Here is a 23,810-nt window from a genome sequence, read left to right as displayed (position 1 = left end):
CCATGCCGCACATCGGACCGGCGAAGCCATAAGTATTATTATCTTAACACGACGAAAAACAGACCACAATACAGAACAAAGTACGGACTATAGTCCGTACTTTGTTTTCAAATATATAGAGATTTTTCAGTATTTATGGGGATTTTATAATAGACGATTATAGGATAAACTTATAAAACAAGTCCGATAAAAAAGAAGAAATAACAGGAAGAAGGGCAAAACCCGCCGCGGATGAAGCAGCCGCGTTTCAGGCGGAAGAAAACTACAGGGCAGCGTTTTGTTCCGGAGCAGGCTTTTCCGGCCCGCCGGGCAAAAAGCTGCTTAAAAAGGACGGAAAGACCCGGACCGCATAATCGCGCAGGGCGTATTCCCCGCCGCAAAGGCACCAGTCGTACATCAGCGCCCGCTCGCACAGGGCGTACAGCTTGACCATCTCGTTCACATTGCGCAGCGTGTTTAGTTCGCCTGCCGCCTGCCCTTCGGAGATAATCCGCCGCAGGAGGCGGTAATAGGTGCGTTTGTGGTCCAGCAGGTGCCGTTCCCCGTTGGTGACCAGCTGGGTGGAGAGCAGCCGCGCCAGCAGCTCTGTGGATACGCTGTTTTCAATCATGCCGAACAGCTCCGCGTTGAGAAACAACAGCTTTTTCATAGCGGGCATGCAGGGGTCCATGGTTTCCTGCAAAGATTGGTACTTTTCGTCGAACAGGTCGCTCAATGTGCTGAGAAGGGCGTCCTTCCCGTCGAAGTAGTGGTAAAAGGAGCCCTTCGAGGTGTGGGACAGCTCAATGATTTCTTCCACCGTGGTTCCCTCATAACCCTGTTCATAAAATAAGCTCCACGCCGCACTGATGATTTTGCCCCGCGTATTGCGGGCCTTCTTTTTGGCCATGCCGTATCCTCCCGTCTGTCGTTGCTGGTTTCATGATACCATAAAGAGGCGCAGCCTCCGTCCAGATGAAAAGTATGGTCGTCTGTCCGCTTAACAGGCGATCTGTTTGTAAAACGTTTTTTATGTAAAAAGATACAGCAGGCGGCGTGGGGTTGAAAGCCATGCCGCCTGCTGCTTTGGAATTGCTTTTTATTCGGTTCCGGTTCTGGCAGAAATCGGTTGAACCTCTGTTTTTGCCGAAGCCTCCTGGAAACGGTCGTTTTGAAATCCGATGGTTTTTACGCCGTTTCCCTGTGAATGACCTGCCCCAGCGTCTGGTACAGGCGGTCCGGGTCCAGCGGCTTGGATAAATAGGCGTTCATTCCGTGTTCCCGGGCTTTTTTCCTATCTTCCTGAAACGCGTTGGCGGACAGGCCAATGACGGGGATTTGCCCGGCGTCCGGACGGTGCAGGGCGCGGATGGTGCGGGTGGCCTTCAGCCCGTCCATCACCGGCATCTGAACATCCATAAGAATGGCGGAAAAGGTTCCCTCCGGCGACATCGAAAATAAATCGACGGCGGCTTTGCCGTTCTCGGCATGGTCCACTTTCGCGCCCACGTCTTCCAGAAGCAGTGTGGCAATTTCCGCGTTAATGGCGTTGTCTTCCGCCAGAAGGATACGGACGCCCGTGAAGTCACAGACGATCCCTTTCGCATCCGTCTGCGGCCCGCCGGCAGCGCCGGCCAAATTCCGCCGGAGCGTCAGGGATACAACAAACTGCGTGCCTTCCCCCAGCTTGCTATGCACATCGATGGTTCCTCCCATGAGTTTCACAAAGCTGCTGCTGATCGCAAGGCCCAGGCCCGTTCCGCCGTATTGGCGCGCTGTAGCGGGCTGCGCCTGCTCAAAAGGCTCAAAGATGTGCTGCTGAAACGCTTCACTGATGCCGATCCCGGTATCGGCAACCGTAAATTCCAGGCAGACCGTTTCCTTGTCCTCCGCTGTCTGCCGCGCTTCCAGCGTGACGCTGCCGCCCGGCGGTGTAAACTTCATGGCGTTGGACACCAGGTTGACCAGCACCTGGCTGATGCGGAGATTGTCTCCGATTACCTGAGTAACGGGCAGTCCGTCGCAGCGCATACGCAGCGTGACGCCGCTGTCCTCCGCTTTCCGCCAGAACATTCCCTGGATGCGATTGAGCAGCTCCGTCACGTCGAAGGGCTGCTCATCCAGTTGAATCTTTCCGCTCTCAATCTTGGACATATCCAGCACATCGTTCAGTAAAGACAGCAGGTAGCTTGCGGAAAGATCAATTTTGTCCAGGCAGTCCGTCATCTTTTCCGGGTCGTCCACAAACCGCCGGGCGATGGCCGTCATACCCGTGATGCCGTTCATGGGGGTGCGAATCTCATGGGAAATCCGGGAAAGAAACTCGCTCTTCGCCCGGCTTGCGTTTTCCGCCATGTCCAGGGCCAGCTTTGCCTTTTTCTGCCGCGCCTCGCTCACCCGGAGCAGGACAAACAGGACGACGAAGCCGCCGCTGAGAAACAGCAGCACACAGATGGATTTGGTGACGCATTTTTCCGAATACCGCTCCGCCGCCGACACGGCCCGGTTTGCCAGGTCAAAATAGGATTCGCTTAACACATACAGCTGCCGGGAGGGGCGTCCTTCCCGCACCCGGACGATCTCTTCCTTCAACTCGCCCCACTCCTGCTGCAGCTGCTGAATCAGCGCTTGATACGCTTCGTCCGGAAGAGCAACCAGGTCGTTTTCTCCTTCACCGGTGGAGAGCTCGGAAACGATCCCGTCCAGATGAGCCGTCAGCGTATCATTCGGAAAGCCGTTCATTTCCTGTTTTACCAGTTGCTGCGTCGCACCCCGGACAATTCCGGTATAGTTGATAACCCGGGCGTTGCCCTGCATGTGGAGCATGGTCATCAGGGCAAAAATACTGATCAGACAGAACAAGAGAGCCAAAAGACCTGGCGACAGGCGCTTCAACCATTTTTTCATCCGCAACAGCTACGCTTTCCGTTCCTTTATTAGAGATTCACAGAACTTTATAAAAAAGTATAACAGAAGGCGGTGAAAATGGCAATAGAACGGCGGAAGATGGGGACTGGTCCGGCGGTTTGGACGCCCGAAGGAGCTTCGTGATACCAGGAATTCAGATTATTTTACAAAAAAGCAGGAGCGTTGGCCGCCCAAAGGGCGAAGCGGCGCTCCTGCTTCATTTTTCTGCTGTTTTGCCGCAGCTTTTCAAAAAATGGACTTCACCGCAACCTTTAAAAGGATAGGCGATTCTACGTCTGCATCCGGGAGCGGCATATTAAATGGATCTGTGTTTAAAAAGACGGCGCGCCGCTTCCAGCCATGGAGAGGATAGAGACATCCCTCGTTTCGCCGCCCGTTCGCCGCAGCAGCGGACGGAGCTTTTTTGAAACGGCCAATTGGCGTAAAATGCGATTTGCCGCCTGTAATACAGAAGAAACGAGGGAGTTGTTTTGACAGAAAATAGTTACGGTTACATCCGGGTTTCCAGCACCGATCAGAATGAAGAACGGCAGCGCCTTGCGATGCAGAGCAAGTCTGTGCCGGAAAAGCACATTTATATGGATAAGCAGTCCGGAAAAGATTTCAACCGGCCGCAGTATAAACGGCTGATTAAAAAATTAAAACCGGGCGATCTGCTCTACATACTGAGCATCGACCGGTTGGGGCGCAATTATGAGGAAATTCAAAATCAGTGGCGGGTGCTGACCAAAGAACTGGGCGTTGACATTTGCGTGATCGATATGCCCCTGTTGGATACGCGGAACGGAAAAGACCTGATGGGGACGTTCATCGCCGATCTGGTCCTGCAAATCCTGTCCTTTGTCTCTCAAAACGAACACGAGAATATCAGGACGCGCCAGGCGCAGGGCATAGCGGCGGCGAAAGCGAAGGGCACGACCTTCGGACGGCCTGCGATCCGCCCGCCGGACGATTTTTGCCAGATCGTCCAGGCGTGGGAGAAAAAGGAGATCAGTATCCATTGGGCGGTGGAACAATGCCATATGAGTGAGGCGACGTTTTACCGGCGTCTCAGGGAACTGCGCAACCGGCAGGCGGAATAAATAAGCCGACCTTGGCCTCTCGTGCCGGATTGATTTTCCAAACCCGCCGCCGTCCGGTTTGGTGCGGCCGCGGAACCGGGCGCAATCGATGCGAAAACTATCAAAAGGTGTACTTTTTGACAGCGCTTAAACTTTTATCATGATAGCACAAACAACAAAAAACAACAAGATGTTTTCCATCATTTTATGCATCACGGGAATACTGCCTTCCCAAAAACGGGAAATACAGCCTCAATCAAAAAGTACACTTTTTGACCGAAGAAACTGGATTGGGACGACGGTCAAACGGCATATAAAGGGGAAGAGCTCAACGCAATCAAAGCGCTGAATCAGGGATTGACGGTTGAGAAGGACTGGAAGGAGGAAGGAAGCAGAATTTGGACGGTTGGTATGGCTGTGGATTGAGTCTCCAAAACGCCCGCCCTTCCAATATGGACAGCATCTTCTGGAAGGAACAACGGTTGCCGGAGGGGCCGCTGCTGCTGGCGGTGGTGTGCGACGGCGTGGGAAGCACGCGCGACGGCGCTTTTGCGTCGCGCTATGCGACAGGGGCGCTGGCGGCCTGGCTGGAGGAAACGGACAGCAGCAGGCTCGGTCTGTCCCTGCGGGACCGGGTGCTCGGCATCAATCGGGAAGTCATCAGCGCGGCGCGGGATGGGAGGCTGGACGCGGCGACGACGCTTTCCGCGCTGTTGATAACAAAAGGCCGGTATGTGCTTGTGCACGTTGGAGACAGCAGAATCTATCAGTGCGACGGCGCGGAGCTGCGCCAGCTGACCCGGGACGATCTCTCCGGGGCCGGGCGGCTCACCGCCTGTATCGGCCGCTGGGACCCGCTCACCGTCCAGTATGAAGAGGGGGAGGCGGATGGGAAATCGTTCCTCCTGTGTACGGACGGGCTTTATAAGCGCATCGAGAAAGAGGACCTGCAACGGGAAATGGAACAGAATCAGGGAAAGCGCGCGGAGCGAGTGTTGGGACGTCTGGCCCGCCGGGCGGTTGATCTGGGTGAGACGGACAATATTTCTGCAATCCTGCTCCAAAGCAGAAAAATGAGGTGACTTGGATGAAAATACAGCTTTTAATTGCAACGCAAGATACGGATTATTCCGACCATCTTTCCGCGGTTTTGCTGGATAAATATGCGAAAAGTTTTGAGGTGAGCACATGCTCTTCAGCGGCGCGCCTGTCGGAAATGCTGTCCGCGCACCGCTATGACGCGGCGCTGCTGGACCCGGAACTGGCGGCGGAGAAACCGTTGAAGGAGGTGGCGCTGCCGCTGCTCCTGTGGGATGAGATAACGGGCGCGGGCGCGCAGACCGAATCGTTCGGCGCAGTGCGAAAATATCAGCGCGTTTCAGCGATTGTGGAAGACGTTCTGGGAAAATACGCGGGTATTTCCGGGAAAAAAGAATTTCCGGAAAGCGGGAGCGCGCATGTCGCCGCGGTCTGGTCCCCCGCGGGCGGAACAGGAAAGACCACGGTGGCGCTGGCCTATGCCGCCCAGTGTGTGGCGAACGGAAAGCAGACGGTCTATCTGGATTTGGAATACTTCTCCAGCGTGCCGGTGTATTTTTCCAACGACGGCAAAAGCATCAGCGAAGCGTTTGGAAAGCAGGGCGGCAATCTGGTGCTGCTCCTGCAGAGTATCCGCAGGCAGGACGACGGTTCGGGGATCTTCTATTTTTGCCGCCCCAACAATTATGACGATATGAACGTTCTCTCGGTTCGGGACGTCCAGGAGTTGGTTGCGGCCGCGGCCAGCGGAGCGGACGAAGTCGTCCTGGATTTGTCCGCGGCTTGCGACGAGCGCTGCCGGAGCCTGCTGAAACTGGCGGATACGGTGCTGGCGGTTGTGGACGGCAGCCAGAAGTGCCGGGTGAAGTGGGAACAGTTTTGCAGCCAGCACGACCTGTTTGAACAGATACGCCCCAAATGCATTTTGGTGGGAAACATGGGCGCGCAGGCCGGCGCCGCCGTCGAACGATCGGTGACGCTTCCCTATGTGCCCTCGGACAATCCGGTTTCCATATATAAGAGCCTGTCCGCCGTCAATTTCGGCGTGTAAAGGACTGGAGGAGAAATGGCGTGACGGATAAAAAGCGCGATGAACTGATCCGGCAGCTGAAAACGGAGGTGCAGAACCATCCCGACCTCACCGTCATGAGCGATGAGCAGCTGCGGAACTTTATTATACAGAAAATAGAAGAAAAGCAGAATTGGGCAAAAACAAGCAGCCCGGAAGCATATCGGGAGCTCTCCGGCCTGAATTTCCGGGAGCGGAATCAAATCGTATCGACCGTTTATGAGTCCATCAGAGGGTTGGGCGTGCTGGGGCAGATCATCGCCGATCCCGAGATTACGGAGGTCATGATTAACGGGCATCAGAACATCTTTGTGGAAAAAAAGGGATGGCTCACCCGGCTGGACAGCCGCTTTGAAAGCCGGCAGGAGCTGGAGACCGTCATCACGAAATTTGTTTCACAGGCGGGCCGGTCGGTCAATGAAAGCGAACCCATTGTGGATACCCGCCTGGAAGACGGGTCCCGTGTGAACGTGGTCATGCCGCCCGTGGCCCTCAACGGCCCCATCGTCACGATACGCCGCTTCCCCAAAGAGGCGATGACGGTGGAAACGCTCATCAACTTCGGCTCGTTCACGCGGGAGGTGGCCGAGATTCTGCAAATTCTGGTCGAGGCAAAATACAATATTTTTATCAGCGGAGGCACGGGCAGCGGAAAAACCACCTTTTTGAACGCCCTGTCCAACTTTATCCCCGGGGATGAACGCATCATTACCATTGAGGATTCCGCGGAGCTGCAGATCCGCTGCATCGACAACCTGGTGCGGCTGGAGACGAGGAACGCCGGTCCGGACGGCAGCGGGGCCGTCACGATCCGGGATCTGATTAAATCGGCCCTGCGGATGCGGCCCGACCGCATCATTGTGGGCGAGGTCCGCGGCGCGGAGGCTCTGGACATGCTTCAGGCGATGAATACCGGCCACGACGGCTCCCTTTCGACCGGCCATGCGAACTCCACGGAGGATATGCTGCGCCGTCTGGAAACCATGGTGCTCCAGGGGGCGGAAGGCCTGCCGCTGGAGGCCATCCGGCAGCAGATCGGCTCGGCGGTGGATATTATCATCCATCTTTCCCGCCTGCGCGACAAGACCAAGAGGACGATGGAGATTGTGGAGATTCTGGGGTACGACGCCGCTGCGCGGAAATATGAGATCAACCCGCTTTACAGATTCCGCGAGACGCCGGGGAACACGGAGAGGAATGTTGTCGGACGCCTGGTCCGGACGGACAATCCCATGAAAAACACACAGAAGCTGATAAACGCCGGGATCAACCGGGTGATTTAGGAGGGGACGAGGATGGAAGACAACCTGTTTGCACCCACGCGGGAGGAGGCCCCCGCCCAACGCGGGCAGAAGGACCGGCAGCCGGTAGCGGTGCCGGATTACTCGATCAGCCCATCGGGGCCGTTGGATCACCTGCTGGCGTTTTTCATCGGTTTTGCAGCAGGGTTTGCGGTCTTGTTTATCTTTTATAAAATCCTTCCGCTGAGCGTCGCCGGCGGTGCGCTTGTGGGAATCGTATATGTCTTTGCCGCCGCCCAAAACGCCATTCATAAGCGCCTCACAAAACTTCGGGTGGAGTTTTACGATCTTCTGGAGGCGATGTCGGTGGCCATGCGGGCGGGGAACCCTGTGCTGAAGGCGCTTTTGAGCGCACAGGGGGACCTTTCCATGATCTATCCGGAGGACAGCGACATCATGGTCGAGCTGAACCTCATTCTCAGCCGGTTCAACAACGCCGTGCCGCTCTCCGAGGCGTTTCTGGACTTTGCCCGGCGCAGCGGGTTGGAGGATGTGGAGAGCTTTGCCTCCGTTTACGCCACCATCGAGGGAAAATCCGGCCGGGCGGACGAGATCATCCGCGAAACCCAGCAGATCATCGCGGACAAAATGGAGATTGAAATGGAAATTGACACCATGATGACTGCCGCCAAATCCGAGGTCAATATCATGCTCTTTATGCCGCTGGTCATCCTGCTGGTCATCGGATACGCGGGCGCGGGTTTTATGGATGCGCTCTATACCACGCCTTTGGGGCGTCTGGTGGCCACTGTGGGGCTTGTCGTGTTTATCGTCAGCTTTATCATGGCTCGGAAATTCAGCAATATTGAACTGTGAGGAGGGATGACCGTGCTGGTGATTATTTTATCGGTTCTTGCAACGGCGCTGATGCTCCTGTGGCTGATGCTCCTGTTTCAGGCGCGGGAGGAGGACTGGGTGCAGGCCGCTTACAATACGGTGCTGGATCATCTGGACGAGATTGCAAAGCTGGAACGAAAAGATCGTAAAAACGCCCGGATACTGGCGCGGTATCACGGCGTGGCGGGCAGGGTAATGCGGCTTTTCCTGGGCAGTTCAGAAAAGCAGATCGCCAAACGGAAAGAGGACAATGTCCGGCTGCAAAAGGGGAACCTGAAAAGCGTGGGAATCCTTGCAATACCGGGCTATGTCCTGCAGCGGCGGGTGGACGCCATCGGCAAGGGCAGTTTCAACAAATCCATTTATGCCCTGTATGCGGAGCTGGACGGCAAAAAATATGCAGCCAACCGCACCCGGCGGCTTTTGGCTCAGATGATTTCCTGCGTGATTTTGGGGGTGGCGCTGGCGTTGGCGGCAGGGTCCATCCTGATGAGCGCGGGGAATGAAAACGGCCCGATCATCCTGCTGATAGGCGTGGCGCTGGCATTGGTGCTGGCCTACGTGCCCTACAACGATGTAAAGGACAAGGTAACCAGGCGCCGTGCGGCCATCAGCCGCCAGTTTCCCAATGTGGTATCCAAGCTGGCCCTGCTTGTCACCTCCGGGATGATTATGGACCGGGCGTGGAAGGAGACAGCCTACAGTCAGGAAGGGGAGCTATACCTGGAAATGCGGAAGGTCTCGGAGGAATTGGCCAATCTGGTGGAGCCGGCGGCGGCGTACGCCAACTTTATGGACCGGTGTTCCACCAAAGAGACGATGATGCTGGCTACCGCCATGATTCAAAACCTGTCCAAGGGCAACGCGGAGATCGGCCGGCTGCTCAAGGGCATGGCCCATGAAGCGTGGCAGGAGCGGCAGCATTCCGCCAGGCGGGATTCGGAAAAGGCGAATTCCAGGCTGATGATTCCCACCATGCTGCTCTTTCTTGCGATTCTCATCATGATTGTGGTACCTGTCATCACAAACTTTAACGGCCTGTGATGAAGTACATAAATATTCTGCGGAAAGGAGGGGAAAGCAATGTTGAAAAAACTCAATAAAGCGTCGATTGCGGCTTATCTGCATGTTGCGGAATTCTTCCGGAAGTTAAAGGAGGACGAACGGGGGGTCGATGGAATCGTGGTGGCCGTCCTGCTTGTGCTTGTGGCTGTGCTGGCGGTCGTGGCTTTGTGGGGTTCGATGAGCGGTTGGTTAGAAGATATGTGGGGAAATATCACCAGTGAAGCCTCTAAAATAGGTCCATGAGCTCACACTAAGCGCTTGCTGAGAGAAAAAGGAGGGAACCGTCTTGCTGCGGAAGCTTCGGCTTAAAAAAGACAACAGGGGGAGCGCCGTTGTAGAGGCGGCGATCCTCCTTCCCATTATGATTATGATTTACGCCGGTCTTGTTTTGCTGGCGATGTATTTGCCCACACGGGCGCTGCTCCAACGGGCCACCCAGTATGCCGCGACCGCCATCGCGACCCAGCGCAGCGATACCTGGCTGGACTACGACGCGGAGGGGGAGGGCTACCATTGGACGCAGAATAAAAAGGATTTGGACAATGTTTACGCCGCGCTGTTCCACGCGATCGGCTCCGGAGAGGACGGCGGGGAGGCGGAAACGATCGTTTCCCACGTCGAGTCCTCCGGGATGCAAAGCCGGATGGGAGAGCTGGAGGTGGAGTACAGCGTGACCAATTTTGTGATCTATAAGGAAATCTCCATCACCGCCACCCGCACCATCCCCGTGCCGGTGGACCTGAGCTTTGTAAAATTTCCAAGGGAAATCCCCGTCACCGTGACGTCTACGGCGGTCGTGCAGGACGGGGACGAGTTTGTGCGCAATATGGATATTGCGGCGGATGTGGCGTCCTGGCTCGATGAGAAATATAACATTTCGCAGATGTTTTCCAAAGCGGGGGATTTGTGTAATCGGTTCAAGGACGTCCTGGGGATATAAAGAGGAAGGGAATGAAGGTGTTGAGACATAACTGCAAGGGGATGGTGACGGTCTTTGTCAGCCTCCTGCTGATCCCCTCCATCCTGGTCAGCGGGACGGCGGTGGACCTGGCGCGGGTCTATGCGGCCCGCAGCGTGGTGCAGGATGCCAACCAGTTGGCGGCCAACTCGGTTTTGGCCAGTTACGACGCCCTTTTGCAGGACCTTTACGGCCTGTTCGGGGTCATGCAGTCGGATCAGGAACTGGCGGACATGGTCGACCAGTATGTTCAGGTTGCCGTCTTTGGCCAGGAAAACCGGAACCAGGGGCTGGGCACGTTCCAGTTGACCTACGGCTCCGATTTAAAGCCGGGAACCGTGCAGCCCGCGCCGGGACAGAATCTGGATAATCTGGATGTGCTGCGAAGGCAGATCGAAGAGTATGCAAAATTTCGCGCGCCGGTGATCCTGATCGACCAGCTGTTGGAACGGCTGAAAGCGTTTAAAAAGGTGAAAAAGGATTCAGAAGTCATCGAGAAGAAAATGGACATCGACGACAGGATGGAGGACCTGGAAAAAATCTATCAGAAAATCTACGACCAGATCCAGGTGGTCAACGGCTGCGCCGCGGCCGAGAAAAACGCCATAACGGAAATCAACGGGATATTGAAAGAGATCAATGAGCAGCTCAGGACTGCATTCGATGTACGGGATACATATATAAAGCTCACAATTTCAGATGATACCGACACCGGGTCTCCGGAGTATCAAAAGAAGCGGGACGCGTTCCACACCCGCTATCAGGGCTGTCTGGCGAATGTTGCGGCGTTGGTGGCCGGCGGCAGGATCAAGAGCTGGTGGGACCCGAACAAGGGGGAATTTCAGCAGCAGGAACAGGTCGAAAAATCGCTGGAAGCATGTCTGAAAGAGGAGAAAAAGGCCATAGAAGCGTACACCGGCGAATTGGATAAGCTGGTGCGCTACTGCAAAGAGGGAGATAAAAAGAAAGGGGAGCTTTCCCGCAAGGTGGACGAGCTGGAAAACGCACTGAATGCCGAGGACGGCTGTTCGGAGGATTTGCGGAATGGCCTGACAACGCCTCAAGCGGAAAACGGGAACCGGTCTGCGATTGAGGTCTACCGCAACCTTTTGGGGTACGATATAGCGCCCATGGGGGAGGCCATGCGGGACCACGACGCCGAACAGATCGACCGGGTTGTGAAAATACTGGATACCTTCCAGTACGGCGACCAGAAATGGGGGAAGATCGAGGATGGGACGAAAATCGAACTGGCTGATTTAAAAAAGATGAACGATATGCCCGAATACAAGATCGACTGGAATCAAGATAACTGGAAATATACTTCCTCAGAAAAGGATCCAATCGGAAAAATCGGCTTGTTGGGACCTTCACTTACCGAACTGGTGCTGCCGGATAAAGACCCCTACGAACTTTTCCAAAGCGCGGCGTTTGACCGTACGCGCAACAGAGCATTCTATGAGGAACTGCAAAGGATCTGCAACGGCTCCGGCGATGATGGAAAAAAGAAAGCGGCAAAACAGTCAATTTCCAAGATTTTCAAGCAAGCCCAGGAGATTTTCCGGGGCTGTCTGGTATACGAGCCGGAAGGGGCCTGGACGTATCAGCCCAACACAGCCGGTTCAGGCGATTCCGGAGACGCCGGAGAGGTTCTGGAATCCGGGTTTGGCTCCGACGGGGATTGGGGCGAGGAAGGCGAAGCGAAAAAACAGGCCAAAAAGGCGCTGCACGGGGATTTGATCGGCCGCCTGGGCGATTTGGGGGACGATGTGGCCAACCGCTGCCTGCTGCTGACCTATGATACAGAGATGTTCTCCAATTACGCCACCAAGGCAGACGGGTCGGAAAAAAACATGGCGGGCATTCCCCTGAGCACGGATGTGAACTACTATTTTCAATCGGAACTGGAATATCTCTACGCGGGAAACCTCTACGACGCCAAAAGCAACCTCAAGACCGTGTCCGGGATGATCCTGCTGGTGCGCTTTGTCTTTAATTACATCGCGTCCTTTCATATCGGAGAGGTCAACGACCTGGTGAGCACGGTAAAGAGAACGCTTGCTCCCATCAGCGGCCCGTTTGCCTTCCTCATGGGCGAACTGGTGCGCATCGCCATGGCAATGGGGGAATCCGCGCTGGACGTGGGGCGCATCCGGTCGGGGCATAAGGTGGTCCTGTACAAGAAGAAGGATGATTGGCGGTTCAGCATCAAGGGGCTGGCCAATATGGCGGAGGGGGGCCTTTCAGATGATTTTGAGGTGGAGGCAGAAGAATCCTCCCTGGACGACGAGGGACCGACGGCGATGAGCTACACGGATTACCTGCGCATCTTCCTGCTCTTTGTGAGCGACAACGCGCTGGCCGAACGCACCAAGAACCTGATCGAGCTGAACCTGACAAACAAGAAAAACGACATCGGGAGCAAGGGGGACCATACCGCCCGGGAAGCGGCCATGACCGCGGCGCCGCTGGAAGACCTTTCAAAAGCTGCAACCGGTTTCAGCATTACCACCACGTTGGACCTGCGGATGCTCTTTTTGTCCATGCCCGTGGCGCGGCAGGGCGTGAACGGGACCATACCACCCGGGGTGGTGCCGATTTCTGTCACGGATTACAGGGGGTATTGAACCATGAAGGAGGACGAAAAGGGATACATCGTGGTGGAGACGGCCACGGCTTTCATGCTGCTGGTGCTGTTGATGGTCTCTATTCTGAGCCTGGTGAACATTGTAACGGTGCAGTCCCGCATCCATTACGCGCTGACCCAGGCGGCGGAAACGGTTTCCCTCTACAGCTATACGCTGGAGGTGACGGGGATGGCCGAAAGCATCAAAAACAACGCGGAAAAGGCCGAACAGGTAAACAGCGGCCAGATCAGCAAGAACATCAACGAACTATTGGACGGGCTCAAAAGCCTGTCTGAGAATCAGACGGCGGGGAAAAACACGGCGGTTCAGGTGAAGGACTGGGTGGAAAACGCGGCCCAGAGCCCCAAACAGACGATTCAGCTGATGCTGAATTACGGCCTGAAGGAGATGGGAGACGCGGCTTTTTCCGCCCTGATCCGGCCGCTGGTGGGCCGCTATCTGGACAACGGCAGCCAGTCGGGAGACGACTACCTGAAAGCCTTTCATGTGTCCGGCGGTCTGAAAGGGCTGGAATTTTACAGCTTCGACCCCTCTGCCGTGCTGAAGAACCCGGACGGCGGCGCCGGCTTGCAGGCGGGCGCGCGCCACAGCACGCTGATGGACAGCAACGGGGACGTCTGGCTCACGGTCAACTATGAGATCGATTATACGTTCGGCGCGCTTCCTCTGCCCTTTGAACCCAAGCTGAAGATCAGCCAGACGGTGAAGACAAAGGCGTGGCTGGGCGGCGACGGGGAAGGGTACCAAAGATGAAGCGGTTAAACTGGAAAAAAGCGGCGGTCTGGGCGGCCCTGCCCATCCTGATGGCATTGTTGTGGCTGGTCCGTTTTGAAGATCTGGACCGGTTTTCCCTGCTGCTGCGGGAGATGCTCCTGGCCTTTGGATATGCGGCCGCGCTGGGAGACGCCAAGAACAAGCTGGTGCCCAACCGGCTGGTGCTGGTGATGCTGGGCGGGTGGATGCTGGCCATGACGCCCCAGCTCTTCTGGCAAATCGAAAAAACGCTGCCCGTTTTGCTGAGCGGCGTTCTGGGAGCCCTGCTGGGCGGAGCGGTATTCCTTACCGTCTATCTGATGAGCCGCCATGGCCTGGGCGGCGGGGACGTGAAATTCATGGCCGTCGCAGGGCTCTATCTGGGGGTACAGGGGGTTCTTCCCACCATGCTGGCGGGCTCGGTGCTGTCTGCGGTCATTGGGCTGGGTCTGGTTCTTGCCGGGCGGATGGATCGCAAGGGGACGATGCCCCTGATCCCATTTTTGTATATAGGAATCCTGTTGACAACATTTTTCCGATAAGGAGGGAGCTTGGTGAAGCGTGGGGAACGGATTTTACTGGCGGCGGGCTGTGTGCTGCTGCTCTTCGTCTCCTGGACAATGGCTTTTCAGGCAAAGAGCGATACACAGAAGCAGACGGAACTGATGGCGCAGGCAGCGGCTTATATGGAGGATGAAATCTATATCCGCGCGGTACCGCTGTTGGAGGAAGCTGTGGGGTATTCCGGGGAACGCACGGCGGAATGCGAAGAGACGTTAAAAAAGGTGTATCTGGATTTTGCGGACCGGCAGGGCTACCGGAAGAAATACACCGATCTTCTGAACCAACAGATGGCCCGCGAGGACGCGGGGCCGGAGGTCTTCATGGAGGCGGCCCAATATTATCTGGCGCTTCCCGATAGGGAAGAGGCCTTGCAGGTTTTGCGGACGGGCGTTCAAAAGACGGGAGACGAGGGGCTGAACGCGCTGTACGAGGAAAATCGGTATGACTACACGTTCGGCCGCACGATTTATGAGGATGTCTCCACCGCCGCGAACGGGGCCATCCAGGTCAGGAAAGAGGGCGCATGGGGCCTTGCGCGGGCCGACGGCGGGCTGGTGATCCCCTGCGTCTATGACAAGGTCAGCACGTACAGCAACGGGCAGGTGCTGGTCAAAAAAGGCGGCGTGATCTCCGCGGTGGACATGGACGACAACAGGGTGGCCCTTCTTCACGCAGACGCTTCTGATTTTGGAAATTACAGCGAAGGCCGCACCTCCCTGCTTCTGGAGGACGGCTGGCACAATGCGGACGGCGAATTCCATATCGGGGCGGCGTCCTATGAGGCGCTGGGCACTTACGCCGGCGGTTATGCCGCCGCCCGGCAGGGCGGGCGCTGGGGCGTGATCGACCAGTCGGGAGAGTGGTATATTCCGCCGGAGTACGACGAAATCATCCTTGACGAGCTCGGCCGGTGCTATGGCCAGTCGGCGGTCTTCGCGCGGACAGGGGACGAAGTCTTTCTGCTGGCGGACGGGCAGAAGGTGGGGGAGCCCTACCAGGACGCCCGGCCTTTTGCCGACGGGTACGCGGCGGTAAAACGGGAGGACCGCTGGGGGTTTATTGACGCTAACGGGAATGTAACGATTGATTTTCAGTTTGACGACGCGCTTTCCTTTGGAGAACATCTGGCCGCCGTCCAGATTGGGCAGGACTGGGGATATGTCAGCCTTTCGGGAAAGGTGGTCATTGAACCGTTCTTTTCGCAGGCAAAAAGTTTTTATGGCGGCAGCGCGCCGGTGCGCACGGCGGACGGCTGGGAATTCATCACCCTTTTGGAGGAGACGCTATGAGTTATGAGATTCAGAGAAAAGAAGATTCGCTTTCCGGTACTGTGCTGACGGTTCAGATCCCGGAGCGGGACGTGGACCGAAAAGCCCTCTATACGCTCCAGTATGAAACGCCGGAGTTCCTGGTTCCCTTCCGCTATCGCGATGTGGACGGGCAGGTGGAGCTGGCCTACCAGCTTGGAGAACGGAGCAAACTGCGCTATTTTTACGGCGCAAAGACGCCGGAGGAGTACATCCGCCTTTGGGAAGGTCTGCTTCGGCCCCTGCTGGACTGCGGCGAGTGGTTCCTCAAGCCGCTTTCCTTTGTGCTGGAACCGGAATACCTCTATCAGGATAAACAGGGACGGATCAGTTACCTTTATATCCCTTCCCGGCCGGATTTTTCCAGCCGCGACCAGCTGAAAAATATGGCGATGCAGGTGGCGGACAAAAACAGCGTGAGTTCCCCGGAACTGGAGAACATGATCTTTCGCATGCTGATGAAGGATTTTCAGCCGAGAACCTTTCTGGAAGCGCTGCATAAGACCCAGACGCCTGCAATGCCCGCGCCGGTGGATGCGCTTTATCCGCCCCCGCCGCCGTTGCCGGCGGTCAAGCAGGAAAAGCAGGAGACGGTTCCGCCGCCCAAAGCCCCGCTCCCAGCACCTGTCCCCGTCCGGGACGGAGACATTTTTATCGATTTCCCCGGAAAAGCAAAAGAGAAGAAAAAGGGCGGCTTTTCTCTGTTTGGCGGCAAGGGGGAGAAGGCTGTCCGAAAAAAGGGCAAGGAAAAAAAGGATTTGGAACAAAAAACGTCTCCAGTAGGGAAGCCGTCCGGCATATCCAAAGGGGAACCCGGGAAGAAACCCTGGCCCGACCTGCCGGTTTACGTTCCCCCGGCAGCGGTTCGACCGTCGCCGGCCGCCGCCGAGACCCAACTGAAAAAGCCGAACGCGGTTTACCCGGCGGCTGAGGAAAATGAAACCCAGCTGGAAGAGTTTGGAACCTGCTTGCGGCTGGTGGGCGCGGCGGGCCTGCCGCCGGTAATCCCGGTGCAGATCGAGGTGGGGGAAGTTTTTACCATCGGCCGGTATGATACCTCTGTCGGGCGGCAGCAATCCAGCTTTGAGTTCCGTGAGGACACCAAGGCGGTCAGCCGCCGCCATCACGCCGCCATCGAACGGGATGCGGACGGCTATACCATTACGGATATGGCCTCCCGCGCAGGCACCTTTGTGGATGGCAGGCCGCTTCAGCCGAATCTGCCTTATCGGCTGCGGAGAAACGTAAAAATATCCTTTGGCACCGGCGGCGCGGATTATCTCTGGGAAGAGTGAAAAAGGAGGCGTCTCATGTTGGAAGCGGCAGTCAGTGAAATCCTTTTTTACGGAGGGCTTGCGGCCATGGGCGCGGCTGCCGCCGCTGCTGTGGCGGCGGTCCTGCTCTTTCATCGCTCCGGAAAGCGGTTGGCGGAACGTCTGGAAGAAGAATTTGGAAAGAAACGGCGTTGACGCCAGGGAGGGAAGCCTATGCCCCGGATCATTGCGGGCGTATATGAAATTGTAAAGGAAATTGGTTCCGGCGGCGGCGGGTACGTCTATCTCGCAAAGCATCTGCGGTTGGGAAAATGGGTGGTCCTCAAGGCGGACAAGCGCACTCTGTCCGCAAAGCCGGAGGCGCTTCGCCGGGAAGTCGACGCGCTGAAGAATTTAAGCAATACCTATATCCCACGGGTCTATGATTTTGTGGCGGAGAACGGCGCCGTCTACACGGTGATGGACTACATAGAGGGCGAGAGCCTGGACAAGCCCCTGAGCCGGGGGGAGCGGTTCTCCCAGCCCCAGATGATCAAGTGGGCGCGAGAGCTGCTGGACGCCTTGTGCTATCTTCACAGCAGGCCGCCCTATGGCATCCTCCACGGGGACATCAAGCCGTCCAATATCATGCTCACCCCGCAGGGGGACATCTGCCTGATCGACTTCAATATCGCCCTGGCCCTTGGGGAAGAGGGAGCGGTGCAGGTGGGCAAAAGCGCCGGATATGCGTCCCCGGAGCACTATGGGATCGATTACGCGCAAAGCGATGGGAAGGCGGATGAAGATCCCCGCACAAAAATTGCCTCCAACGTGGAAACGGTACTGCCGGGGGAAAGCAGCCAGAGCGAAGCCGGTTCCAGTATGCGGAATCATCCGGTGCATGTGGACGTCCGCTCCGATATTTACGGCCTGGGCGCAACGCTGTACCACCTGCTCAGCGGGGTTCGTCCGGCTCGAAACGCCAAAGAGGTGATCCCGCTTTCTCCCGGGACGTTCAGCCCCGCGGTGATCGCGATCATTCAAAAGGCCATGGAGCCGGACCCGGCGCGCCGCTATCAGACCGCGGAAGAAATGCGGTATGCGCTGGAACATCTGTGGGAAGACGATCCCAGGACAAAGCGGCGCCGGCGGCGCATCCGTGTGGTTGCGGGGCTTCTGGCCGGGCTTTTTCTGCTGGGCGGCGGAGCCGCCTTTACCGGACTGAAACAGATGGAACAGCGGCAAAGCGCATACGTGCTGGCGGAGTACGCCCAAAACGCGTTGCGGGATGGGGACGTGCAGGGGGCGGTGCGCTATGCGCTTGCGGCGATGCCGGAGGAAAGGACTATTTTTTCCGCCGGGGATATTCCGCAGGCCCAGAAGGCCCTGACGGACGCGTTGGGAGTTTATGATCTTTCGGACGGCCTGAAACCCCATCTGACGCTGGAATTGCCCTCGGAGGCGCTGAAGCTGGCGCTTTCGCCGGATGGAAGCAGGCTGTCGGCGCTCTATGCCTACCATATCATGATTCTGGATACCGAAACGGGGGAACAGCTGGCTGATCTGCCCGCGCAGCCCACTGCCGCGGCCGGCCTGCGTTTTCTCGATGCAGACACCCTTCTCTATGCGGGGGAAAACGGCCTGTCCGCCTACGATGCAGGCGCGGGAACGCCGCTGTGGCGCGGCCAGCCGGCTACCCGTCTGGCTCTTTCCGCGGATCAGGGCCGGGCGGCCGGGGTGTACGGCGCAGAATCTCACGCAACTGTGTACGATACGACGACCGGAGCCGCGGTGCGGACGGTCGAATTCGGCGGGCGGAGCCAAAGCGTCCTGCCCGGCGGCGGTGTTTTGGCGGACCCGGAGGACAGCCTGCTGGCCCTGAATGCGGACGGCAGCCTTCTCGCGGTAAGCTTTGAAGGGGGAGGGCTGTCCCTGTATGATTTGGGAAGCGGCGAAGACGCGGAGATTTTTGACACATCAGCGTTTACACACTTTGAGGGCGGTTTTTACAAGCAGTATTTTGCCTTTTCGGCATGGAATACAAGCGAATGCATCTTTGCGGTGGTGGATACACAGACAATGGAGCAGACCGGCGGATTTTCGGCGCAGACGCCCTTCCGGCTTCAGGTGGATGAGCAGGGGATTTGCGTGGCGTCAGAAAATGTGTTGGTTCAAATTGACCCGGTCACGGGAGAGCAAAAGGAGCTGGCTTATACCTCCGCGGATATTCTCAAATTTGTGAGGAACGGCGATGGATATACGCTGGCGTCCGCCGCAGGCGGGGCGTACTTCCTTTTTAACGGTTCCGCCCAGATGGTCGTTCAGGGAACGCGGGAAACGGGCTGTGAACTGCTGGGAATCGCGGGGCCCTATGTGGCGCTGGCCAGCCGGGAGACTCCGACCGTACAAGTCCTGAAGCTGGAAGACTATCCGGAGGCCCAGCTCCTTTCCTACGATCCGTCGTATCCGCATGCGGAGGCCCGCCTGAGCGCCGACGGAAAAACGGTCATGCTGTTCCAATACGACCGTTTTTATCTCCTTTCACGGGAGGGAGAACTTCTCGTACAGGGAAACTTTCCCGATGCGATGCAGGTCTATGACCAGCAATACCGCCGGGAAGGCGGGGAGTCCCGTCTGGAAGTTACCTACGAGGACGGTACGGTGCGGGCGTATTCCGCCGCGGACGGCTCCGTCCTCTGGGAACGGCGGGGGGAAAAGCCCGATAAAAGCCTGGAGGAGAACTTTGAACTTTCCCGGTGGAAGATTACGGCGCCCCTCCACGAAACGCCTGTTGTCTATGACAAACGCACAGGAAAACTCTATAAGGAACTGGAAAAAGACTCCTATCTCACCTATGTTACGGAGACGGGGGAGTATATTGTAACCCAATACCTTTCCGGTCAGGGGGAACGCTACGGGCTTCTTCTGAACCGGGAATTTGAGACGCTGGCGTATCTGCCCGGCCTGTGCGACGTTGTGGGGGAAACGCTGGTCTTTGACGATGATTTGGGTAATCTGCGGCAAAGCCGCATTTATTCCTTGCAGGAGCTCAAAACCCTTGCAAAATCAAATAAGCAGGAGGAAAGAAAATGAAAAAGAAAAGAAACACAGGAAAATGGAAACGGGGGCTTGCGTCTCTGCTTGCCCTGGTGATGCTGGTTTCCACGCTGTCCATCGCGGCGGCCGCCGCCCCGGAGGAAGCCGTGCAACCCGCCGCCCCCACAGCGGTGGAAGAGACAGCGGCGAATGCGAACGCTTGGATGCAAAGGGAAACCATCAGCGAAAGCGAGCTGATGAGCAGCCTCTCCCTGCTGCCCCTGGAGGAGCGGACCGGAGAGGTGGATCTGACTGCGTATCTCCCGCCGGAGCTGCGCCGGTTTAAACTCAGCGATCTTCTGACCGATCCGGATATCCCGGCTGATGCCAAGGTGGCCTGGAGTACAGGATATGATGACATCTATACGATTAACAACCTAAATGACAGAATTGACCTGCAAGGGGATGAGGTTGACAATATTCGCTGCGTAGTAGGTTCCGCCAAACAACTGGACAATACCAATATCTACTATGATATTAATTTAATTAAGTCCGATGACGACGGATGGCTGGTCCCTACCTTGTGGATTCCCGGAAAGGAAAATTATCCAATTCCCGTCCTTGGTACCCAATATGATAGTTACGGAGCGACGAGCGATTTATATATTGATGTGTCTAATACTGCGCCAATCGAAAATGGCTTCCGATGGGGTCTGGCATTTGACGAAGATTTTGACGCTGCTGACCGGTTTGATACTGTGCATCTAAGCATCGAAAGATTTAGAAGAGACGGTGGCCAAGATAACATCACATCAAACGCCTGGAATGTAGATATGGATGCGGATGACGCTGGTTATCCATATCCAAGTGAATTCAATCAGTTTTCAATATTCCTTTTCAGAGGTAGCGAGTTAGTTGGGGCGGAAACCTTTAACATGAACTTCGATACCATGCTTACTGGCATTGGAACAAATAATTGGCTTTATGATGAGACAGGTACTGATGTATCTAGTAGTCGAAACTCTACCACCGATAAAAACGGTGTGAAAACTCTCACTTATACCCTCTACAAGGAGTATCCATCCAGCGGCCAATATTACCACAGCCTTTCCTTTTATCAGGAGGGAAAAAAGAATAACGACGCGGTGGAACTGGCGGTCGTGGGAGATTACGCAGATCAGGGCGCCGCTCTTGCCGCCGGTGCGAAGGACGTCAAAGAGTCTCTGTTCAGCAGCAGGGGGTATCTGGCCAACTACGGCGGAGAAGGATTGACATTCTCCATCTTTGCTGGTGGAAAGGTGTTTCATGTTGTCATCCGCGCGGAGGACGGCGATGAATCCACAGAATCCCCTGAACCGGTGGAGCGTCCCGGCTCCAGAGATACCTATTTCCGCGTGCAGGGATCCAGAGAAGTCGGAGACTACTATGTGGTTCCCTATGAGGATGACACTTATTACTACAACGGCTTCCAGACCGTACTGGTCCTGGATGAAGATGCGGATTTGTCCGCTTTGGCCCCGGAGTTTTATACAGGGCGTGAGGTCAAGATGTACGCCGGCACGCCCGCTGTGGAGCAAAGATCCGGTGTGTCTGTCCAGAACTTTGCGGAGGGCCCGGTACAGTATTCCGCCTCCTCCGGGGATAAGGAAAATGTAAAGAATTACTGGGTTACGTTTGTCAAGAAGGATTTCTCCGGCCCCAAACTGTATGTAAACGGCATCAATGGTCCGCAGGGCGCGCGCCGCGAGCTGTTTTTGAATGGCTTTCATGGCCGGGTGCACGACATTTTTATTGCGAACGTGGGATCTGCACCGCTGACCGGGCTTAGTGCGACGCTCACTGACGCCCAACACGTGCGATTGGACGATTATTGGACGGTCGGCGGCGAAGGCAACAATACCCTGGCTGCCTTTGACACGCTGGAAATTCCTGACGGCACGCATGGCGAGCTGCCAAATGTCGCAAAGGTGCGTATTATCCCAAACGGCGAAGGTGAGATCAGCGGCACCCTGACTATCTACGCCGAAGGACAGGAGCTAGTGGATATCGAACTGACCGGCATCGCCGGTGATCCCACTATTACCACAACTGAGATTCCGGCCGGCGTCAAATACGTCCCCTACGGCACCATGCTCCAGACCAACAACATGTACGACTGGAACAAGGTCACCTTTACCCAATGGAGCGGGAGACTGCCCGCGGGTGTTGTATTGAAGCCCAACGGCGAAATCTACGGTACGCCCAAGGAAAGCGGCAGTTTTACATTTGAAGTAAAGATGTCCAGTAGCACTTATTACTTCAGCGAAGCATATGCCACCTTCACGTTGGTGGTCAAGGAAAACACCAATACGAATGTAAACGCCGCCACGGATGAGGGCTACATGATTACCGAACGTGTGCCGGACAGGATGACCAGCTATACCGACGAAGTATTTGAGATTGAAGGCGTCCTGGCCGAATTTATGGACTTCTGGCTGGACGGCGAAAAGATGGAAAAAGACGCGGACTACCTGGCGGAAGAGGGAAGCACAAAGATCACCATCTATGGAAAGACCTTCCAGAAGGCGGGCAGCGGCACGCATACCATCGCCGCGGAATTCCGTGTCGATGGAGACATCAACAAAGCCTTGAAGAGGGCGGCGCAGAACTATACCGCCGGCAGGCAGTCTTCCGGCGGCGGCAGCACGTCCTCGCGGAGTCCGTCTTCGCAGGGCGCCGGCACGGCGGTTGTGGGCTCCGCGGTTCCCGCCGTTGCAGTTCCGGCGGGCGTTAAGTATATTCCTTACAGCGCGAAAATTCAGGCCGGAAATGCAAACGCCGGAAGCCCGGTCACCTTCGTAAAGCAAAGCGGCAATCTGCCCGCGGGTTTGGAGCTCAAGCCCAACGGCGAGCTTTACGGCGTGCCGAAGGAGAGCGGCAAATTTACATTCCAGGTGAAGATGAGCGGCGCCTCCGCCGCTGCTGCGTATGCCAATCTGACCTTGGAGATCAGGGAAAACACCAACGAGAATGTAAACGCCGCCGTCGACGCGGGCCATGCCGTCACGAGGCGGATTCCCGACCGGACTTCCTATGCCGGTGAAATATTTGAAGTCGAAGGCGCGCTGTCCGAATGTATGGGCTTGTGGCTGGACGGCCAGAAGCTGGAGAAAAACGTGGATTATCTGGCGGAAGAGAGCGTCGCAAAATTCACCATTTACAGCAATGTGTTTCAGCGGGCCGGTGCGGGCGTCCACACCCTTGCCGCGGAATTCCGCGCCAACGGCGATGTCAACCAGGCGTTGAAGAAGACGGCGCAGAACTATGTCATGGGCGGAAGCACGGATTCCAGTGTGGAACAGCCGCAGGGCGAACCGCCGGTACAGGGAAATCCGGCGGTTGAAATCCGCGTGGGCGACACCGTGAGCTTTACCGGCGCAAAGCACTATGCCAATGCCAACGCATCCAGCGCGGCGTCCTGCAAGCCCGGCCAGGCGGTCGTTACACAGATTTACAACGGCAAACATCCCTACCATCTGGTCGCCGTTGCCGGCGGCGGCTCCACGGTATACGGATGGGTGGACGAAGCGGATATTCTCAAGCAGTATGCGGAAGTGAATGGGAAAATTGCGAAGGGCGCTAAGGTTACGGTCAAGAACGGTGCGAAAACCTATACCGGCGGCAGTCTTGCGGCGTTTGTCTACCGGGATACCTATACGGTGATGACGGTATCCGGGGATCGTGTGGTCATCGGGAAAAACGGCGTTGTGACAGCGGCCGTGAACAGCGGCGATCTCACGGTTGTGGGATAAGCGATTGCCTCATTAGAGCAGGCACTCGTTGCGCGTGCAGCCCGCAAAGGCAGTTTGCGGAGGATTGCGGTTAGTGGGATGAAAATCCGGCAGCCGATCCTGTTCCGTATCTCTGATGATGCGCACTCTCAGGAGTGCATAAGGCGCTCGGCTCCGGGAGCTATTATCGAATAGGAGCAAGTAAAAAACGAAGAACCAGATTCTCCTTTTCTGTCAGAAACT

At 56.4% G+C, this 23,810-nt stretch carries 18 protein-coding genes; 16 read left to right on the top strand and 2 right to left on the bottom strand.

The annotated features are described in order from the left end of the window. Window positions 1-262: 262 nt before the first annotated feature. Together I4V53_RS12850 and I4V53_RS12845 are read right to left on the bottom strand one after the other, a co-directional pair. The gene (locus tag I4V53_RS12850; protein WP_195986094.1) at window positions 263-889 is read right to left on the bottom strand and encodes a TetR/AcrR family transcriptional regulator; all 627 of its coding nucleotides are present in this window, start codon (window positions 887-889) and stop codon (window positions 263-265) included. A gap of 278 nt (window positions 890-1,167) precedes the next feature. Then, window positions 1,168-2,874 (bottom strand): ATP-binding protein, encoded by a 1,707-nt coding sequence (locus I4V53_RS12845; protein WP_286167154.1) that lies wholly within the window; start codon window positions 2,872-2,874, stop codon window positions 1,168-1,170. 503 nt (window positions 2,875-3,377) lie between these two features. Between I4V53_RS12845 and I4V53_RS12840 the strand changes: the two genes are divergently transcribed. The 16 genes from I4V53_RS12840 to I4V53_RS12765 all read left to right on the top strand — a co-directional run bounded on the left by I4V53_RS12840 (window position 3,378) and on the right by I4V53_RS12765 (window position 23,588). Then, complete coding sequence (locus tag I4V53_RS12840; RefSeq protein ID WP_195986092.1) at window positions 3,378-3,989, top strand: recombinase family protein; 612 nt, start codon at window positions 3,378-3,380, stop codon at window positions 3,987-3,989. A 377-nt stretch (window positions 3,990-4,366) separates the two neighbouring features. Then, window positions 4,367-5,050, top strand: a complete 684-nt coding sequence (locus tag I4V53_RS12835) for a PP2C family protein-serine/threonine phosphatase (protein WP_195986091.1) — start codon at window positions 4,367-4,369, stop codon at window positions 5,048-5,050. A gap of 5 nt (window positions 5,051-5,055) precedes the next feature. Next, complete coding sequence (locus I4V53_RS12830; RefSeq protein WP_195986090.1) at window positions 5,056-6,057, top strand: P-loop NTPase family protein; 1,002 nt, start codon at window positions 5,056-5,058, stop codon at window positions 6,055-6,057. Between the two features lie 20 nt (window positions 6,058-6,077). Next, window positions 6,078-7,358 carry a TadA family conjugal transfer-associated ATPase gene (locus I4V53_RS12825; RefSeq protein ID WP_353616528.1) on the top strand — a complete coding sequence of 427 codons (1,281 nt, stop codon included), beginning with the start codon at window positions 6,078-6,080 and terminating at the stop codon, window positions 7,356-7,358. A 12-nt stretch (window positions 7,359-7,370) separates the two neighbouring features. Next, entirely contained in the window at window positions 7,371-8,192 is an 822-nt protein-coding gene (locus tag I4V53_RS12820; RefSeq protein WP_195986089.1) for a type II secretion system F family protein, read from the top strand. Window positions 8,193-8,204: 12 nt separating this feature from the next. Further along, entirely contained in the window at window positions 8,205-9,257 is a 1,053-nt protein-coding gene (locus I4V53_RS12815) for a type II secretion system F family protein (protein WP_195986088.1), read from the top strand. A 39-nt stretch (window positions 9,258-9,296) separates the two neighbouring features. Then, on the top strand, window positions 9,297-9,521 hold the full coding sequence (locus I4V53_RS12810) for a hypothetical protein (protein ID WP_195986087.1): 225 nt from the start codon (window positions 9,297-9,299) through the stop codon (window positions 9,519-9,521). A gap of 43 nt (window positions 9,522-9,564) precedes the next feature. Further along, window positions 9,565-10,218, top strand: a complete 654-nt coding sequence (locus tag I4V53_RS12805) for a TadE/TadG family type IV pilus assembly protein (protein ID WP_195986086.1) — start codon at window positions 9,565-9,567, stop codon at window positions 10,216-10,218. Window positions 10,219-10,229: 11 nt separating this feature from the next. Further along, window positions 10,230-12,863, top strand: coding sequence for a DUF5702 domain-containing protein (locus tag I4V53_RS12800; RefSeq protein WP_195986085.1), 2,634 nt, complete (start codon window positions 10,230-10,232; stop codon window positions 12,861-12,863). A 3-nt stretch (window positions 12,864-12,866) separates the two neighbouring features. Next, window positions 12,867-13,637 (top strand): TadE/TadG family type IV pilus assembly protein, encoded by a 771-nt coding sequence (locus I4V53_RS12795; RefSeq protein ID WP_195986084.1) that lies wholly within the window; start codon window positions 12,867-12,869, stop codon window positions 13,635-13,637. Next, on the top strand, window positions 13,634-14,179 hold the full coding sequence (locus tag I4V53_RS12790) for a prepilin peptidase (RefSeq protein ID WP_195986083.1): 546 nt from the start codon (window positions 13,634-13,636) through the stop codon (window positions 14,177-14,179). Before I4V53_RS12795 ends, I4V53_RS12790 begins: the two co-directional genes overlap by 4 nt. Before the next feature lie 12 nt (window positions 14,180-14,191). Beyond that, window positions 14,192-15,490 (top strand): WG repeat-containing protein, encoded by a 1,299-nt coding sequence (locus I4V53_RS12785; protein WP_195986082.1) that lies wholly within the window; start codon window positions 14,192-14,194, stop codon window positions 15,488-15,490. Beyond that, a complete protein-coding gene (locus I4V53_RS12780; protein ID WP_195986081.1) occupies window positions 15,487-16,803 on the top strand; it encodes a DUF6382 and FHA domain-containing protein in 1,317 nt (438 codons plus the stop codon). The genes I4V53_RS12785 and I4V53_RS12780 overlap by 4 nt, the downstream gene beginning before the upstream one ends. A 15-nt stretch (window positions 16,804-16,818) precedes the next feature. Next, window positions 16,819-16,977 carry a hypothetical protein gene (locus I4V53_RS12775; RefSeq protein WP_195986080.1) on the top strand — a complete coding sequence of 53 codons (159 nt, stop codon included), beginning with the start codon at window positions 16,819-16,821 and terminating at the stop codon, window positions 16,975-16,977. Window positions 16,978-16,995: 18 nt separating this feature from the next. Continuing rightward, window positions 16,996-19,854, top strand: a complete 2,859-nt coding sequence (locus I4V53_RS12770; RefSeq protein WP_195986079.1) for a serine/threonine-protein kinase — start codon at window positions 16,996-16,998, stop codon at window positions 19,852-19,854. After that, the gene (locus I4V53_RS12765; protein WP_195986078.1) at window positions 19,851-23,588 is read left to right on the top strand and encodes an Ig domain-containing protein; all 3,738 of its coding nucleotides are present in this window, start codon (window positions 19,851-19,853) and stop codon (window positions 23,586-23,588) included. Before I4V53_RS12770 ends, I4V53_RS12765 begins: the two co-directional genes overlap by 4 nt. The last annotated feature ends 222 nt before the right edge of the window (window positions 23,589-23,810 follow it).

Origin of the sequence: Clostridium sp. D33t1_170424_F3, from assembly GCF_015667585.1 — a bacterium.
Taxonomy (GTDB): domain Bacteria; phylum Bacillota; class Clostridia; order Oscillospirales; family Acutalibacteraceae; genus Anaeromassilibacillus.
This window is presented reverse-complemented; position numbering and strand designations above follow the sequence as displayed.

Excerpts from the sequence above, each read along its gene's own strand:
- I4V53_RS12770 (WP_195986079.1), top strand. The coding sequence starts at position 16,996 with ATGCCCCGGATCATTGCGGGCGTATATGAAATTGTAAAGGAAATTGGT.
- I4V53_RS12800 (WP_195986085.1), top strand. The coding sequence starts at position 10,230 with ATGAAGGTGTTGAGACATAACTGCAAGGGGATGGTGACGGTCTTTGTC.
- I4V53_RS12810 (WP_195986087.1), top strand. The coding sequence starts at position 9,297 with ATGTTGAAAAAACTCAATAAAGCGTCGATTGCGGCTTATCTGCATGTT.
- I4V53_RS12795 (WP_195986084.1), top strand. The coding sequence starts at position 12,867 with ATGAAGGAGGACGAAAAGGGATACATCGTGGTGGAGACGGCCACGGCT.
- I4V53_RS12780 (WP_195986081.1), top strand. The coding sequence starts at position 15,487 with ATGAGTTATGAGATTCAGAGAAAAGAAGATTCGCTTTCCGGTACTGTG.
- I4V53_RS12850 (WP_195986094.1), bottom strand. The coding sequence starts at position 889 with ATGGCCAAAAAGAAGGCCCGCAATACGCGGGGCAAAATCATCAGTGCG.
- I4V53_RS12820 (WP_195986089.1), top strand. The coding sequence starts at position 7,371 with ATGGAAGACAACCTGTTTGCACCCACGCGGGAGGAGGCCCCCGCCCAA.
- I4V53_RS12830 (WP_195986090.1), top strand. The coding sequence starts at position 5,056 with ATGAAAATACAGCTTTTAATTGCAACGCAAGATACGGATTATTCCGAC.
- I4V53_RS12775 (WP_195986080.1), top strand. The coding sequence starts at position 16,819 with ATGTTGGAAGCGGCAGTCAGTGAAATCCTTTTTTACGGAGGGCTTGCG.
- I4V53_RS12765 (WP_195986078.1), top strand. The coding sequence starts at position 19,851 with ATGAAAAAGAAAAGAAACACAGGAAAATGGAAACGGGGGCTTGCGTCT.
- I4V53_RS12790 (WP_195986083.1), top strand. The coding sequence starts at position 13,634 with ATGAAGCGGTTAAACTGGAAAAAAGCGGCGGTCTGGGCGGCCCTGCCC.